At 54.5% G+C, this 15,225-nt stretch carries 18 protein-coding genes; 16 read left to right on the forward strand and 2 right to left on the reverse strand.

Going from position 1 to position 15,225, the window contains the following annotated elements:
* The first annotated feature begins 174 nt into the window (after positions 1–174).
* The 15 genes from fliF to VIJ98_RS11975 all read left to right on the forward strand — a co-directional run bounded on the left by fliF (position 175) and on the right by VIJ98_RS11975 (position 14,031).
* A complete protein-coding gene (gene fliF / locus VIJ98_RS11905) occupies positions 175–1,905 on the forward strand; it encodes a flagellar basal-body MS-ring/collar protein FliF (protein ID WP_154157387.1) in 1,731 nt (576 codons plus the stop codon).
* Positions 1,902–2,894, forward strand: coding sequence for a flagellar motor switch protein FliG (gene fliG / locus VIJ98_RS11910; protein WP_008105392.1), 993 nt, complete (start codon positions 1,902–1,904; stop codon positions 2,892–2,894). Before fliF ends, fliG begins: the two co-directional genes overlap by 4 nt.
* Entirely contained in the window at positions 2,887–3,588 is a 702-nt protein-coding gene (gene fliH, locus VIJ98_RS11915) for a flagellar assembly protein FliH (RefSeq protein WP_154157386.1), read from the forward strand. The genes fliG and fliH overlap by 8 nt, the downstream gene beginning before the upstream one ends.
* A complete protein-coding gene (fliI, locus tag VIJ98_RS11920) occupies positions 3,588–4,952 on the forward strand; it encodes a flagellar protein export ATPase FliI (RefSeq protein ID WP_008105395.1) in 1,365 nt (454 codons plus the stop codon). Before fliH ends, fliI begins: the two co-directional genes overlap by 1 nt.
* A gap of 19 nt (positions 4,953–4,971) precedes the next feature.
* Positions 4,972–5,415 (forward strand): flagellar export protein FliJ, encoded by a 444-nt coding sequence (gene fliJ, locus VIJ98_RS11925; RefSeq protein ID WP_008105396.1) that lies wholly within the window; start codon positions 4,972–4,974, stop codon positions 5,413–5,415.
* Complete coding sequence (locus VIJ98_RS11930; protein WP_154157385.1) at positions 5,412–6,677, forward strand: flagellar hook-length control protein FliK; 1,266 nt, start codon at positions 5,412–5,414, stop codon at positions 6,675–6,677. The genes fliJ and VIJ98_RS11930 overlap by 4 nt, the downstream gene beginning before the upstream one ends.
* 129 nt (positions 6,678–6,806) lie before the next feature.
* Positions 6,807–7,292, forward strand: coding sequence for a flagellar basal body-associated protein FliL (gene fliL, locus VIJ98_RS11935; RefSeq protein WP_008105400.1), 486 nt, complete (start codon positions 6,807–6,809; stop codon positions 7,290–7,292).
* A 4-nt stretch (positions 7,293–7,296) separates the two neighbouring features.
* The gene (fliM, locus tag VIJ98_RS11940; RefSeq protein ID WP_008105401.1) at positions 7,297–8,304 is read left to right on the forward strand and encodes a flagellar motor switch protein FliM; all 1,008 of its coding nucleotides are present in this window, start codon (positions 7,297–7,299) and stop codon (positions 8,302–8,304) included.
* Entirely contained in the window at positions 8,297–8,707 is a 411-nt protein-coding gene (gene fliN / locus VIJ98_RS11945) for a flagellar motor switch protein FliN (RefSeq protein ID WP_008105402.1), read from the forward strand. Before fliM ends, fliN begins: the two co-directional genes overlap by 8 nt.
* 2 nt (positions 8,708–8,709) lie before the next feature.
* The gene (gene fliO, locus VIJ98_RS11950) at positions 8,710–9,105 is read left to right on the forward strand and encodes a flagellar biosynthetic protein FliO (protein ID WP_323274175.1); all 396 of its coding nucleotides are present in this window, start codon (positions 8,710–8,712) and stop codon (positions 9,103–9,105) included.
* Entirely contained in the window at positions 9,105–9,836 is a 732-nt protein-coding gene (gene fliP, locus VIJ98_RS11955) for a flagellar type III secretion system pore protein FliP (RefSeq protein ID WP_036648594.1), read from the forward strand. Before fliO ends, fliP begins: the two co-directional genes overlap by 1 nt.
* Before the next feature lie 25 nt (positions 9,837–9,861).
* Entirely contained in the window at positions 9,862–10,131 is a 270-nt protein-coding gene (fliQ, locus tag VIJ98_RS11960) for a flagellar biosynthesis protein FliQ (RefSeq protein WP_008105408.1), read from the forward strand.
* Positions 10,131–10,919 (forward strand): flagellar biosynthetic protein FliR, encoded by a 789-nt coding sequence (gene fliR, locus VIJ98_RS11965; protein ID WP_323274177.1) that lies wholly within the window; start codon positions 10,131–10,133, stop codon positions 10,917–10,919. The genes fliQ and fliR overlap by 1 nt, the downstream gene beginning before the upstream one ends.
* 630 nt (positions 10,920–11,549) lie before the next feature.
* Entirely contained in the window at positions 11,550–12,185 is a 636-nt protein-coding gene (rcsA, locus tag VIJ98_RS11970; RefSeq protein ID WP_008105413.1) for a transcriptional regulator RcsA, read from the forward strand.
* A 142-nt stretch (positions 12,186–12,327) separates the two neighbouring features.
* A complete protein-coding gene (locus tag VIJ98_RS11975) occupies positions 12,328–14,031 on the forward strand; it encodes a methyl-accepting chemotaxis protein (protein ID WP_323274179.1) in 1,704 nt (567 codons plus the stop codon).
* Positions 14,032–14,102: 71 nt separating this feature from the next.
* Here VIJ98_RS11975 and dsrB read toward each other — a convergent pair whose 3' ends face one another.
* Positions 14,103–14,297, reverse strand: coding sequence for a protein DsrB (dsrB, locus tag VIJ98_RS11980; protein WP_008105417.1), 195 nt, complete (start codon positions 14,295–14,297; stop codon positions 14,103–14,105).
* 68 nt (positions 14,298–14,365) lie between these two features.
* Positions 14,366–14,524 (reverse strand): YqaE/Pmp3 family membrane protein, encoded by a 159-nt coding sequence (locus VIJ98_RS11985; protein WP_007891469.1) that lies wholly within the window; start codon positions 14,522–14,524, stop codon positions 14,366–14,368.
* Between the two features lie 314 nt (positions 14,525–14,838).
* Here VIJ98_RS11985 and VIJ98_RS11990 point away from each other — a divergent pair, with 314 nt between their 5' ends.
* The gene (locus VIJ98_RS11990) at positions 14,839–15,072 is read left to right on the forward strand and encodes a DUF2525 domain-containing protein (RefSeq protein ID WP_061717614.1); all 234 of its coding nucleotides are present in this window, start codon (positions 14,839–14,841) and stop codon (positions 15,070–15,072) included.
* Positions 15,073–15,225: the final 153 nt, after the last annotated feature.

Raw genomic sequence — 15,225 nt, forward strand, 5'->3', positions numbered from 1 at the left:
ACAAAGGCGCTAAATGACCGCAAAAAACCCGGCTTATCCACCCATCGATGTGACCCGAATCATCAAATAATGCCTGCCAATAAGTGGAATTTAATTTTCCTCCCCCCTGAATTTGGGGGAAGTCTTCAGGGAGTTCGTTTTGTCACCACTAATAATTTCAGGCAGGAATCGGTCATGAATGCGAGTGCAGCCGCTACACCAGAGACAGCAAAGAAAGGCTTCAGTGACCTTCTCGCCCGCCTGCGCGCCAATCCGCGAATTCCTTTAATTATTGCTGCCGCTGCGGTTATCGCAGTGGTGTTTGCGTTGGTGCTGTGGGCAAAAGCGCCAGACTATCGCGTCCTCTATAACAACCTCTCCGATGAGGACGGCGGTGCGATTGTCACGCAGCTGACGCAAATGAACATCCCTTACCAGTTCGCCGATAACGGTGGAGCACTGATGGTGCCCGCCGATAAAGTGCATGAGCTGCGTCTGCGTCTGGCGCAACAAGGTCTGCCGAAAGGCGGCAACGTTGGCTTCGAACTGATGGACAAAGAGAAGTTCGGTATCAGCCAGTTCAGCGAACAGATCAACTATCAGCGTGCGCTGGAAGGTGAACTGTCGCGCACCATCGAAACGCTCGGTCCGGTGAAGAGCGTGCGCGTGCATCTGGCGATGCCGAAACCGACCTTGTTCGTGCGTGAGCAGAAAGCCCCTTCCGCTTCAGTAACGCTGAATCTGCAACCTGGCCGCGCGTTAGATGAAGGCCAGATTCAGGCCATTCAGCATATGGTCTCCAGCAGCGTGGCCGGTTTACCGCCGGGCAACGTTACCGTTGTCGATCAGGCCGGCCGTCTGTTGACCCGCTCCGATAGCGAAGGTCGCGACCTGAATGATGCTCAGTTGAAATATGCCTCTGAAGTGGAAGCGCGCTTCCAACAGCGCATCGAAGCGATCCTCAATCCAATTGTTGGTCAGGGCAATGTGCATGCGCAGGTGACGGCGCAGATCAACTTTGACCGCAGCGAGCAGACCGACGAGAAATACCAGCCGAACGCCAATCCAAGCAATACCGCCGTGCGTTCTCGCCAGACCAGCAACTCCGAACAAAATGGCAGCCCGTATCCTGGCGGCGTGCCGGGTGCGTTGTCGAATCAGCCTGCGCCAGCCAACACCGCGCCGGTGACCAATCCGCCAGCTAATAACAACAATAATGCCAACGGTCAGAACGCGAATGGCCAAAACGCCAATGCGCAGAATAATGGCAGCACCACCAGCACCGCCCAACCTTCTGGTCCGAGCAGCTCGACGCGCAACGACACGGTTAACTACGAGCTGGATCGTACCATTCGTCATACCAAGCTGAACGTCGGTGATGTGCAGCGCCTGTCGGTTGCCGTGGTGGTGAACTACCGCGACGACGGCAAAGGCAAAGCGGTGGCGCTGAATGATCAGCAGATCAAGCAGATTGAAGATTTAACCCGCGAAGCGATGGGCTATTCGCAGACCCGTGGCGACAGCGTCAACGTGGTGAACTCGCAGTTCAACATGACCGAGCCAGCCGGTGGCGACCTGCCATTCTGGCAGCAGCAATCGTTCTTCGATCAGATGATGACTGCCGGTCGCTGGCTGCTGGTGGCGTTGGTTGGCTTCATCCTCTATCGCAAGTTGGTACGTCCACAGCTGATGCGTAAGAAAGCGCAGGAACAAGCAGCAGCGGAAGCGCTGGCGGCACGTGCTGCGGCACAGGAAGAAGAAGAAGCCTTTAGCGTTCAGCTCAGCAAAGACGAGCTGGATCAGGAGCGTAAATCTACTAACCGCATGAGCGCCGAGGTGATGAGCCAGCGTATCCGCGACATGTCTGAAAACGATCCGCGCGTCGTCGCGCTGGTTATCCGCGAATGGATGAGTAAAGAACTATGAGTCTGACCGGTACAGAAAAAAGCGCCATTCTGATGATGACCATTGGCGAAGAGCGCGCGGCGGAGGTGTTCAAACACCTCAACCAGCGTGAAGTTCAGCACCTGAGTGGCGCCATGGCCAACATGCGCCAGGTTTCACACAAACAGCTGACCGAAGTGCTGCGTGAATTCGAAATCGATGCGGAACAGTTTGCGGCGCTGAGCCTCAACTCCAACGATTACCTGCGTTCAGTGCTGATCAAAGCGCTGGGCGAGGAGCGCGCCTCAAGCCTGCTGGAAGATATTCTCGAGAAAAACGAGACCACCAGCGGCATGGAAACGCTCAACTTCATGGAGCCACAGGCGGCCGCCGACCTTATTCGCGACGAGCATCCGCAGATTATCGCCACCATTTTGGTGCACCTCAAACGTTCCCAGGCGGCAGATATTCTGGCGCTGTTCGACGAGCGTCTGCGTCACGATGTGATGCTGCGTATCGCGACGTTCGGTGGTGTCCAGCCGGCGGCGCTGGCGGAACTGACCGAAGTGCTCAACGGCCTGCTGGATGGTACCAACCTCAAGCGCGCGAAGATGGGCGGCGTGAGAACCGCAGCAGAAATTATCAACCTGATGAAAACCCAGCAGGAAGAAGCGGTTATCGAAGCGGTACGCGACTTCGATGGCGAGCTGGCACAGAAGATCATCGACGAGATGTTCCTGTTCGAAAACCTGGTGGAAGTGGACGACCGCAGCATCCAGCGCCTGTTGCAGGAAGTGGAATCCGAGCAGTTGCTGGTGGCATTGAAAGGTGCCGAGCAGCCGCTGCGCGAGAAGTTCCTCAAGAACATGTCTGCCCGTGCGGCCGATATCCTGCGCGACGATTTGGCCAACCGTGGTCCGGTACGTATGTCTGCAGTGGAGAACGAACAGAAGGCCATTCTTCTGGTGGTGCGCCGCTTAGCAGAATCCGGCGAGATGGTAATTGGTGGTGGCGAGGAAACCTATGTCTGATGCCTTTTCCGCCCGCGCGTGGCAGCGCTGGCAGCCTGATGATTTAGGCAGCCCGTTCGGTGCCGAACCGGAGCCTCAGTTTGAGGAGCCGGAGATCGATGTTGAACTGAGCGCCGAAGCGGAACAGCAGCAACAGCTGGAACGCATGCAGCAGCAGATGCGCAAAGATGCGCAGACGCAGGGTTACAGTGAAGGTTATCAAAAGGGTTTTGCCGAAGCGCAACAGAACGGTTATGACGCCGGATTCCAGCAAGGCTTAGCCGATGCGCAGCAGCAGCAAGCGCCGCTGCAGGCACGTATGCAGCAGCTGGTGACCGAGTTTCATCACACGCTCGAAGCGCTCGACAGCGTGATCGCTTCACGTCTGATGCAGCTGGCACTGGAAGCCGCGCGCACGGTGATTGGCCAGGCCACGCAGGTGGATGGCACCGCCCTGCTGCGTCAAATCCAGCAGCTGATTCAGCAGGAGCCGATGTTCAGCGGCAAGCCGCAGCTGCGCGTCCATCCGGATGATTTGCAGCGCATTGAGCAGACGCTCGGTCCCACGCTCGATCTGCACGGCTGGCGTTTGCTGGCCGACAGCACGCTGCATCCCGGCGGCTGTAAGCTCAGTGCGGAAGATGGCGATCTTGATGCGAGCGTGGCAACGCGCTGGCAGGAGCTGTGCCGCCTGGCCGCTCCGGGGACACTGTAATGACCTCCTCACGCCTTTCACGCTGGCTCGGCGCGCTCGACGCCTTCGAAGAGCGTATTTCACAGGTGCAAACCGTGCGTCGCTACGGTCGCCTGACGCGCGCCACCGGCTTAGTGTTGGAAGCCACCGGCCTGCAACTGCCGCTCGGTGCAACCTGCATTATTGAGCGTACCGATGGCAGCAAGATCACTGAAGTGGAAAGTGAAGTGGTCGGCTTCAACGGCCAAAAACTGTTAATGATGCCGCTGGAAGAAGTGGACGGCATTTTGCCGGGCGCACGGGTTTATGCGCGCGTCAGTGGCGACAGCGGGCACAGCGGCAAACAGATGCTGCTGGGCCCGGAGTTGTTGGGTCGCGTACTCGACGGCAGCGGCAAACCGCTGGATGGTTTACCCGCGCCGGAAACCGGCTATCGCGCCCCGCTGATCACCGCACCGTTTAACCCGCTGCAACGTACGCCGATTGAAGATGTGCTGGATACCGGCGTGCGCGCCATCAACGCCCTGCTCACCGTGGGTCGCGGTCAGCGTATGGGCCTGTTCGCCGGTTCCGGCGTCGGTAAAAGCGTGCTGCTCGGCATGATGGCGCGTTACACCAAAGCCGATGTGATTGTGGTGGGCTTGATTGGTGAACGTGGTCGTGAAGTAAAAGAGTTCATTGAAAACATTCTCGGTGCCGAAGGCCGCGCGCGTTCGGTAGTGATCGCCGCACCCGCTGACGTCTCGCCGCTGCTGCGTATGCAGGGCGCGGCGTATGCCACGCGTATCGCCGAAGATTTCCGCGATCGCGGCCAGCACGTGCTGCTGATTATGGATTCCCTCACCCGCTACGCCATGGCGCAACGTGAAATCGCGCTGGCCATCGGTGAGCCACCGGCCACCAAAGGTTATCCGCCTTCGGTGTTCGCCAAACTGCCCGCGCTGGTGGAACGCGCCGGTAACGGTACGCACGGCGGCGGTTCGATCACCGCGTTTTATACCGTGTTGACCGAAGGCGACGATCAGCAAGACCCGATTGCCGACTCGGCGCGTGCGATTCTCGACGGCCACATTGTGCTGTCGCGTCGTCTGGCGGAAGCCGGTCACTATCCGGCGATTGATATTGAAGCGTCGATCAGCCGCGCCATGACCTCATTAATTGATGAGACGCATTATGCGCGCGTGCGCCAGTTCAAACAGTTGCTCTCCAGCTTCCAGCGTAACCGCGATCTGGTGAGTGTGGGTGCGTATGCCGCAGGCAGCGATCCGATGCTGGACCGCGCCATCAAGCTCTATCCCGAGATGGAAGCTTTCCTGCATCAGGGCATTTTCGAACGCAGCGACTACGACGATGCCTGTTTGCATCTGCAGGCAATGTTCGGTTAACGCCAAACGAGGTTAAGTCATGAAAACGGCCAGTGCGATCAACAAGCTGCGCGATATGGCGGAGCAGGAACTGGAGAGTGCGGTGATTCACCTCGGCGATATGCGTCGTGGTGTGCAGCAGGCCGACGAACAACTCAGCATGCTGCTGGATTATCAGGATGAGTACCGCAACAAGCTCAATCAGGATATGTCCGGCGGCATCGCCAGCACGCGCTGGACCAATTATCACCAGTTTATTCAGACGCTGGAAAAAGCCATCGAACAGCATCGCCAACAGCTTTCCCAGTGGAATCAGCGCCTCGACACCGCGCTGAGCAACTGGCGTGAAAAGCATAAGCGACTCAATGCTTATCAAACGCTGATCACGCGCGCTGAGGAAAACGCATTACGACAAGAAAACCGTCTCGATCAGAAACGGATGGATGAATTTGCCCAACGGGCCGCATTGAGGAAAGGCGAATGATTACGCTGCCAACAGTTGCTACGCAAACCTCGGTTTTGGGAGACGCTGACAGTTCAGTTTCATCAGATCTTTTGCAGGGCGCAGATAGCCTGCCGCAGGGATTTATTACTGAACTCGGCAACCGCTTGCTAACGCTGGTAAAGCAACAAGCTGTTAACACGCAATCGACTGATCTGACAACAGAAGTTGATGAAAAAGACGTCAGCAAAGCCTCTTTAAGTGCGTTATTGCAGGCGCTGGATAAACCAGATGCGTTAAACGCACTTTTACAGCCGGAAAACACTAAAGCCACGCTGAAATCAGCCGATGATAAAGACAAGAGTGAGGCAAGTTCGTTAACTGCCAGCGACTTACAGAATGTGCAGGCGTTATTCGCCATGTTGCCGGTGGCGGTTGAGAACCGCACCAGCACAGCCACGGTAAGTAGCGGCACAGGCGAAGGCAAAGCTGACACCCGCGCTTCGCTTAATTCAGCATTGTTAAGCGGTTCGCTTGAAGGTGCAGTAAAAGAAGAAACAGCACAGCCGGATAGCACAGCGAAGAAATCCAGCGATGCTGGAACGCTCTTAACGCAAACGGCTGCCAGCACGCAGACCAGCAGCAGCGTCAACACCACCGCCAGTAACAGCAGCGGCTTGACGCTGGATGAGAGTTTTAAGCAGGTGCTGAATGCGCTGAGTAAGCCGGAAGAGCGCACCGCCGCGCAGAGCAGTGATGACCAGGTCGCGCCATTAACCAGCGCACCGCTCAGCGCCACCAGTTCGCTGGTGAGCAGCACCGCGTCGACCAGCACCACGCCGTCGACGCCCATGCTGAATGCGCAGCTCGGCAGCAGCGAGTGGCAGCAGGCGCTGAGTCAGCAGATTGTGATGTTTAGCCGCAACGGGCAGCAGAACGCCGAATTGCGTTTACATCCGCAGGATCTGGGCGCGATCCAGATCAGCCTGACCCTCGATAAGGATCAGGCACAGTTAAGTATGGTTTCCAGCCACAGCCAAGTGAGGGCCGCGCTGGAAGCGGCTCTCCCTCAGCTGCGAACAGCGCTGGCGGAGAGCGGAATAAACCTGGGACAGAGTAACGTCAGCAGCGACGCCTTCGCACAGGGCCAGAGTTATCAGGGCCAGCAGGAAGGACGTCGTGACGGACAGCACGGCAGCTTTACCCTCTCCCAGGACAGTGACAACGAGATAACGCCTATTGCCGTCCCGGCAGCCCTTCAAGCGCGCGCGGCCGGTAACGGCGCTGTCGATATCTTTGCCTGACAGCCGCTAAACGCTGAAGGTAAGCGTAAAACCCGCGTCTTTTCTTCCCATTGTTTGACTTAAGACGCGGGATAATCTGTCCAGGTAAGCCGAGAGGCTTGCCCATAATTCACAGGAAGTAACTGCAAGATGTCTGATAACGCGAAAGCTAAAGGCCGCAAACGTTCACTACTACTACCGGTGTTACTGATTGTAACGCTGGCCGCTTGCAGCGTGGCAGGCTATGCAGTCTGGCGAATGATGAATAAACACGAAGGCAGCCAACCGGACGCGGCGAAAGTCGAACCACCGGCTGCTCCCGTATTTTTTGCAATGGATACGTTTACAGTAAACCTGGTCAATCCTGACAACGATCCCGACCGTGTGTTGTACGTGGGTTTCACCCTGCGTCTGCCCGATGAGGATACCCGTCGTCGGATGAACGATTACCTGCCGGAAGTGCGCAGCCGTCTGCTGTTACTGCTTTCGCGTCAAAGCGCGACGGCACTGGCAACAGAGCAAGGCAAACAGGCCCTGGTTGAGCAGATCAAACAGGCACTGGCGCCGCCGCTGGTAAAAGGTCAACCGGCTCAGGTTGTCAATGACGTGCTGTTTACCGCCTTCATTTTGAGGTGATTTAATGGGCGATAGCATTCTCTCCCAGGCTGAGATTGACGCGCTGCTTAATGGCGACAGTGACAGCGCGGAAGTAGAGAACAGTTCCAAAGGGACCGATGGCGACATCCGTCCCTATGATCCCAATACTCAGCGCCGCGTGGTACGTGAGCGTCTGCAGGCGCTGGAGATCATCAACGAGCGCTTTGCCCGTCATTTCCGTATGGCGCTGTTTAACCTGCTGCGCCGTAGCCCCGATATTAGTGTGGGTGCGATCAAGATTCAGCCGTACCACGAGTTCGCCCGCAACCTGCCGGTGCCAACCAACCTGAACCTGATCCACCTGAAGCCGCTGCGCGGCACGGCGCTGGTGGTGTTTTCACCGAGCCTGGTATTTATTGCTGTCGATAACCTGTTTGGCGGCGACGGTCGTTTTCCGACCAAAGTTGAAGGCCGTGAATTTACCCATACCGAACAGCGCGTAATTCGCCGCATGTTGAAGCTGGCGCTGGATGGTTATAGCGACGCATGGAAAGCGATTTACCCGCTGGAAGTCGAGTATGTGCGTTCTGAGATGCAGGTGAAGTTCACCAACATCACCACTTCACCGAACGACATCGTGGTTAACACGCCGTTCCAGGTGGAGATTGGTAACCTGGTGGGTGAATTCAATATCTGTATTCCGTTTTCGATGATTGAGCCGCTGCGCGAGCTGCTGGTCAATCCGCCACTGGAAAACTCCCGCCGTGAAGATAATCACTGGCGCGACAATCTGGTGAAACAGGTGCAGCACTCGGAGCTGGAGCTGATTGCCCACTTCGCCGAAACATCGCTGCGTCTGTCACGAATTTTGCAGCTGAAACCTGGTGACGTCCTGCCCATTGAGAAGCCGGACCGCATCATTGCTCACGTCGATGGCGTGCCAGTGCTGACCAGCCAATACGGCACCATCAATGGCCAGTATGCCCTGCGTGTAGAACATTTGATTAACCCGATTTTGAATTCGCTGAACGAGGAACAGCCCGATGAGTGACAGCAAGAAACCGTCCGACGACGACATCTCCGCGGACGATCTGTGGGCTGCAGCTATGAACGAACAAACCACCACCAGCGCGCCAGATCCAACTGAGAATGTGTTCAAATCGCTGGAGAATCCTGGCATCAGCGGTTCGCTGCAGGATATCGACCTGATTATGGATATTCCGGTCAAACTGACCGTGGAGCTGGGTCGTACCAAGATGACCATTAAAGAGCTGCTGCGTCTGACGCAGGGTTCGGTGGTGGCGCTGGATGGCCTGGCCGGTGAACCGCTGGATATTCTGATCAACGGTTATTTGATCGCGCAGGGTGAAGTGGTGGTAGTGAACGACAAATATGGCGTGCGCATCACCGACATCATTACCCCGTCTGAACGTATGCGTCGTCTGAGCCGCTAAGCATGTTAAAGCACACGCAAGCGGAACAACCGGTAGCGAGCCAGCCGGTGGTCTCAACCGGTTCGGTGATTGGCCAGGTCAGCAGCGTGCTGGCGGTGATTGTTCTGCTGATTCTCGGCTGCGGCTGGCTGGCGAAACGTCTCGGCTTTGCGCCGAAAACGGTGACCGGCCAGGCGCTGAAAATCAGCGCCACCGTACAGGTGGGTCAGCGCGAGCGTGTGGTGATTGTCGATACCGCCGATGCACGTCTGGTGTTGGGCGTTACCGCCCAGCAGATTACGCATCTGCACTCATTACCGCCGCTGCCGCCGGAAGAACAGGCGAATAACAGCGCTGCCCCGCAGGATTTTCGTCAGTTGTTCCAGAATCTGGTTAAACGTCCCGGAAAACCACAATGATGCGTCGATTACTTGCTCTCTTGCCGCTGCTGTTGCTGGCACCGGTTGCCCATGCGCAGCTGCCGGGTTTAATCAGCCAGCCGCTGGCTAATGGCGGCCAGAGCTGGTCGCTGCCGGTGCAGACGCTGGTTTTCATTACCTCGCTGACCTTTATTCCGGCCGTACTGCTGATGATGACCAGCTTCACGCGCATCATCATTGTGTTTGGCTTACTGCGTAACGCCCTCGGCACGCCGTCGGCACCGCCAAACCAGGTGCTGCTCGGCCTGGCGCTGTTTCTGACCTTCTTTATTATGGCGCCGACCTTCGACAAGATTTACTCCGACGCCTATCTGCCGTTCAGCCAGGACAAAATCAGCATGGCGGACGCGATTGATAAAGGTGCGCAGCCGCTGCGTGAATTTATGCTGCGTCAAACGCGCGAAGCCGATTTAGCGCTGTTTGCTCGTCTGGCCAACACCGCACCGATTCAGGGTCCGGAAGCGGTACCGATGCGCATTCTGCTGCCAGCGTATGTCACCAGCGAACTGAAAACCGCCTTCCAGATTGGTTTCACCGTGTTTATCCCGTTCCTGATCATCGATCTGGTGGTCGCCAGCGTACTGATGGCGCTGGGGATGATGATGGTGCCGCCAGCCACCATTTCCCTGCCGTTCAAGCTGATGCTGTTCGTGCTGGTGGATGGCTGGCAACTGCTGGTGGGTTCACTGGCGCAAAGTTTCTACTCATAACCCGACATTTCCCGAGGAGTGCAACATGACACCTGAATCAGTAATGGTTATGGGCCAGGAAGCAATGCGCGTCGCGCTGCTGATGGCCGCGCCGATGTTGCTGGTGGCGTTGATCAGCGGTTTGATCATCAGCGTGCTGCAAGCCGCGACCCAGATTAACGAACAAACGCTCTCCTTTATTCCGAAGATTCTGGCCGTTGCCGCTACCGCAGTGATCGCCGGTCCGTGGATGCTGAATCTGATGCTGGATTACATTCGCACGCTGTTTAGCAATCTGCCGTACATCATTGGCTAATGATTAACCTCGACAGTAGCCAACTGATCCATTGGGTCGCACAATTCTTCTGGCCGATGGTGCGTTTGCTGGCGCTGTTTGCCAGCGCGCCGGTGCTGAGCGAAAAGTCGATTCCCAAACGCGTCAAGATTGGCCTCGCGGTATTAACCACCTGGATCATTCTGCCGGTGCTGCCGCCGGTGGAGGCTACGCTTTTTACACCCGCCGGATTTTGGTTGCTGCTGCAACAGTTGCTGATTGGCGTGAGCATCGGCCTGACCATGCAGTTCGCCTTTGCCGCAGTGCGCATGGCGGGTGAAGTGATTGGTTTGCAGATGGGTTTGTCCTTCGCCACCTTCTTCGATCCGGGCAGCCGCCTGAACATGCCGGTGCTGGCGCGTTTTCTCGATATGCTGGCGATGCTGCTGTTTCTTACCTTCAACGGACATCTGTGGCTGATCTCGCTATTGGTGGACAGTTTTCACACCTTGCCGATCAACGACCAGCCGCTCAACGCCAATGCCTTTATGGCGTTAGTCAAAGCCGCCGGATTAATTTTCCTTAGTGGCATGATGTTAGCGCTGCCCTTAATAGTTCTACTCCTCACGCTAAACATGGCACTAGGTTTGTTAAACCGTGTTTCACCACAGCTCTCAATTTTCGCGGTTGGCTTCCCGATTACCTTAACGGTGGGCATCCTCAGCGTTGGGTTGATGATGCCGCTGCTTGCTCCCTTCTGCGAACATCTGTTCAGCGAAGTCTTTGATTTACTCGCCCAGTTTATGTCAGAACTTTCCCGCGCGAGTTGATTAACTATTCTGTAGGCGTTCTTAAGTAATAGTTAAGCAACCAGAAACAGTCTGTGCATTTTTCGAACCATTTTTTCCAGAAATCAACTGAGGAAATTCTGATAAATGCGCATTTTAGGTGAAAATTATTCTTATTAAACCGCGCTTCGCGTATTTTAGTCAGACGATTCCTAAGGGGCTAAACCTTGAGAATTGGTTGATGAAATGCTCAAAGGGCTGTTTTTAAACAAAAAAAATTTCAAAGCGATTTTTCTTGTCTAAATCCCTTTTTTCCGGCATTGTCAACGCTCGCTGAAGCGTCATACTTTCGCTAAACAAATGTTTTTAAGATTTGTCCTATCAGATTTGTCTGTGATCTGCGCGATAGTGACAGGGCTCTCAAAACAGAGCGAATTAAACACTTAATGCAAATCCTCAGCCATCCCTACTATGGCTGGGCTGAGAGTGACGTGGATGTACTAAAAAAAATAACTTCGCAGCACGGTTCAGGGAAGAGTCATGATGGCGCATGGATTTCTATCGCCAATCTGCCGAGCAGAATAAAAAAGTGTCTTTGGAAATTTCTCTCGTACCGCAAACGCGTATTCATCGTTGATTTAAACGGATAACAAATTGGTGAGGGTCGCTATAATGCCAACGATTATTATGGATTCATGTAATTACACACGCCTGGGTTTGTCTGACTATATGTCTGCGAAAGGAGTTAAAAAGAAAAATATTACTCCTGTCTCTGACATCGACCAATTGCAACAAAGATGTGAGCAAATAAAGCCGGGCGTCGTGTTTATCAACGAAGAGTGCTTTATTCACGAATCTGATTCCAGCGATCGTATTCGTGCTATTATTATGCAGCATCCTGATACCTTATTCTTTATTTTCATGGCGATCTCGAATATCCATTTTGAGGAATACCTCTACGTTCGTAAGAACCTGATTATTACGTCAAAATCGATAAAAACTTCGACGTTGGATTCTTTGTTAGGCACCTACCTGCAAAAGAAACTCAACGCTTCGCCACGTATTTCTGCTGGGCTCGACGTGCATCCACTGACATTAAGTCAGACTGAATCAAATATGCTGAAAATGTGGATGTCAGGTCATGACACCATTCAGATATCTGAGAATATGCAAATTAAAGCCAAAACTGTTTCGTCACACAAAGGTAATATTAAACGTAAAATTAAAACCCATAATAAGCAGGTTATTTATCATGTCGTACGTTTGACTGATAATGTTACCTCAGGGATTTATGTTAACGTGCGATAATTTCCTTCAGTGAATAAAGGGGCCAATCCAGCAATTGGCCCCTTTCTCGTTTTGCGAGTTTGATCTCACTTTCCTGCCTAATCCTTTCCCCTCGCCTGCCGATGCTTATTCTCATAACACCTACCTACATGAGAGCAAGGATATGAAAACAGCATCGATTGATGAGCAATATAAGCTCAGCATCTGGCAGAACCTGCGCCTGATGCCTTTGTTCAGTATGATCTTTGGTGGCATTCTGCTGCTTTTTGCCCTGTGCATTGGACTCGCCAGCTACTTTTTGATTCAGAGTAATAACTCACTCAATGATGCCACGGAAGAAATTCAAATCCGCATGGGCATCTCCAACAGTTCTAACCATCTGCGCACTGCGCGACTGAATGTGCTGCAATCCGGTGCGGCCGCGCGTATTGGCGAGATGGATGGTTATCGTGCCGATTTAGCACGTACCGAGACGCGTATTAAACAAGCGCGCGAAGGCTTTAAACTCTATATGGATCGCAACGCAAAAACGCCGGCGGATATTGCCCTCGACGAACCGCTGACCGCCAGCTTCAATGCCTATATTGATAAAGGCCTTAAGCCGATGATTGAATCGGCTAAGCAAGGCAGCTTTGAAGGTATCGTGGCGCAGGAAACTGACGTCACGCGTAAGCTGGATGACGCCTATAACGCCGTGCTGTTGAAGGCGATTAAAATACGTACCGACCGCGCCGAAGCGATTAATGCCGCAGCCGCACATCAATCGCGCGTCGGTTTTATTGCTATGGCTATCGCATTTGTCGCCGCATTAGTGTTAGTGCTGTTGACCTTCGTGTTCCTGCGTCGCGTAGTGATTAGCCCGTTGCGCCAATCTGTTGACCGCATCGAACGTATTGCGCAAGGCGATTTGACTGCGCCGGAGCAAGCCTATGGCCGCAGCGAGATTGGTAGCTTGCTGCATAACCTGCAACTGATGCAGGCCTCGCTGGTGCGTACCGTAGGCACGGTGCGTGAAGGTGCGGTGGCGATTTATCAGGGCTCCAGCGAGATCTCCGCCGGCAACACCGACCTCTCATCGCGTACTGAAGAGCAGGCTTCAGCGCTGGAGCAAACTGCCGCCAGCATGGAGCAGCTTACCGCAACGGTGAAACAGAACGCCGAGAACGCGCATCACGCCAGTCAGCTGGCCGCCGATGCCTCTGGCAAAGCACGCAGCGGCGGCGATCTGGTGAGCGGCGTGGTGCAAACCATGAACAACATTTCTGGCAGCTCGAAGAAGATTGCCGAGATCACTAACGTCATTAACAGCATCGCCTTCCAGACCAATATTCTGGCGCTGAACGCGGCCGTCGAAGCGGCGCGTGCCGGTGAGCAAGGCCGTGGTTTTGCCGTGGTAGCCAGCGAAGTGCGTAATCTGGCACAGCGCAGTGCGCAGGCGGCGAAAGAAATTGAAACGCTGATCGCTGAATCGGTAGGTTTGATTACCAACGGCTCACACCAGGTCGGTGAAGCCGGTAATACCATGGGCGAGATTGTTGAAGCGGTGCGGCGCGTGACGGACATTATGGCGGAGATTGCTGCCGCGTCGGATGAGCAGAGCCGTGGCATTCAGCAAGTAAGCCTGGCGGTGACCGAGATGGATAACGTGACGCAGCAGAACGCATCGCTGGTTGAGGAAGCCTCTTCGGCAGCGGCTTCGCTGGAAGACCAGGCTGGCCGATTGACGCAGGCGGTTGCGGTGTTCCGTTTGAATGATGCGCCGGTTGCGCAAGTGGCTAAAGCGGCGCAGTCCGGGTTGCGTACGCCGAATCTGGCGCCGCGTCCGGCATTGGCGACGTCGGGAAATGATAATTGGGAGACGTTTTAAGCGTTGAATTTGCAGAGGTCGCCATGAATGGCGACCCTACAACTCAGGTGCGCATTTATGCGCACCTGGCATCAAGCCCCTTCATACGGCTCAACAAACACGCCTTCGGCATGATCGCTTTCATTAAAGAACCAAATCCCCAGCGGGTAATCTTCCAACGCCACCAGATACATGGTGCCTTCATTGAATGCTTCCACTGCCAGCACCGTACCTACACGGCGCGGGCCGCCGTCGGTTTTAACCGTAACGCGATCGTTCACCTTCATTGATTACTCTCCACAAATTGTCCTGCGACACAGTTTAACGGAAGATAATCAACACTGCCTGATCGCGATCAGCGTCGGGCGATAACCCACACCGCATGAACGATACCGGGAATGTAGCCGCACAGCGTCAGCAGAATATTAAGCCAGAACGCCCCGCCGAACCCGACCTGCAAGAACACGCCCAGTGGCGGTACCAAAATGGCGATGACAATACGTAAAAAGTCCATATTCACTCCCTGATATCACTTAACAATCAATCGCTAAGCATAGACGCTGTTACGCACTGTGCACTTAAAGGCAGGTAAAACTCTGTCAAGATGCGCTTTTTCGCTTTCTTAACGTTTCATAGAGAGACTTTTGACGCGGGCTGCTCGTACACTTCTCCTCACTGCACCAACCCCAAAGGCGCAGTCAACCTAAAAGTAACAAGGATTTTTGCCCGCGCAGCGCGGGCTTTTTTTTGCCCGTAATTTGCCCGCGACGCCCTCTTTTCAGCACCGTCTATACTGTTAACTCATCCAATCGCCTCTGGGAGGGCGCTATGACGACGGCAAAAGAGTACAGCGAGAATGTGCAGCGCGAAGTCAATATTGATGTCGATGCGCTGCTGGAGGCGATTCAGAAAAGAACGTCGGGCGAGATACAAGAGTTTATGGAAGCCGAAAACGCCCATCGCGTCAAAGTGAACGGCGAGGCTTATGACTCTTACACCGATTTAGCGGAAGCCTTCGAACTCGACATTCGCGATTTCGCCATCAGTGAAGTGAACCGCTGAAATCGATTTCAAAAAAATACCCGGCGGGATGGCCGGGTAAAATAAATCAATAAATTCGTTACACCAGGGAATTCTTAACACCCGGTCAGATTACGCCTTAGTCCGATTAAGACAAGTCTTATCCCTGCATGTAAATCGAACAATTTTGTATAA

The sequence above is a fragment of the Pantoea sp. S18 genome (genome assembly GCF_045689705.1).
GTDB classification, from domain to species: Bacteria; Pseudomonadota; Gammaproteobacteria; order Enterobacterales; family Enterobacteriaceae; genus Pantoea; species Pantoea symbiotica.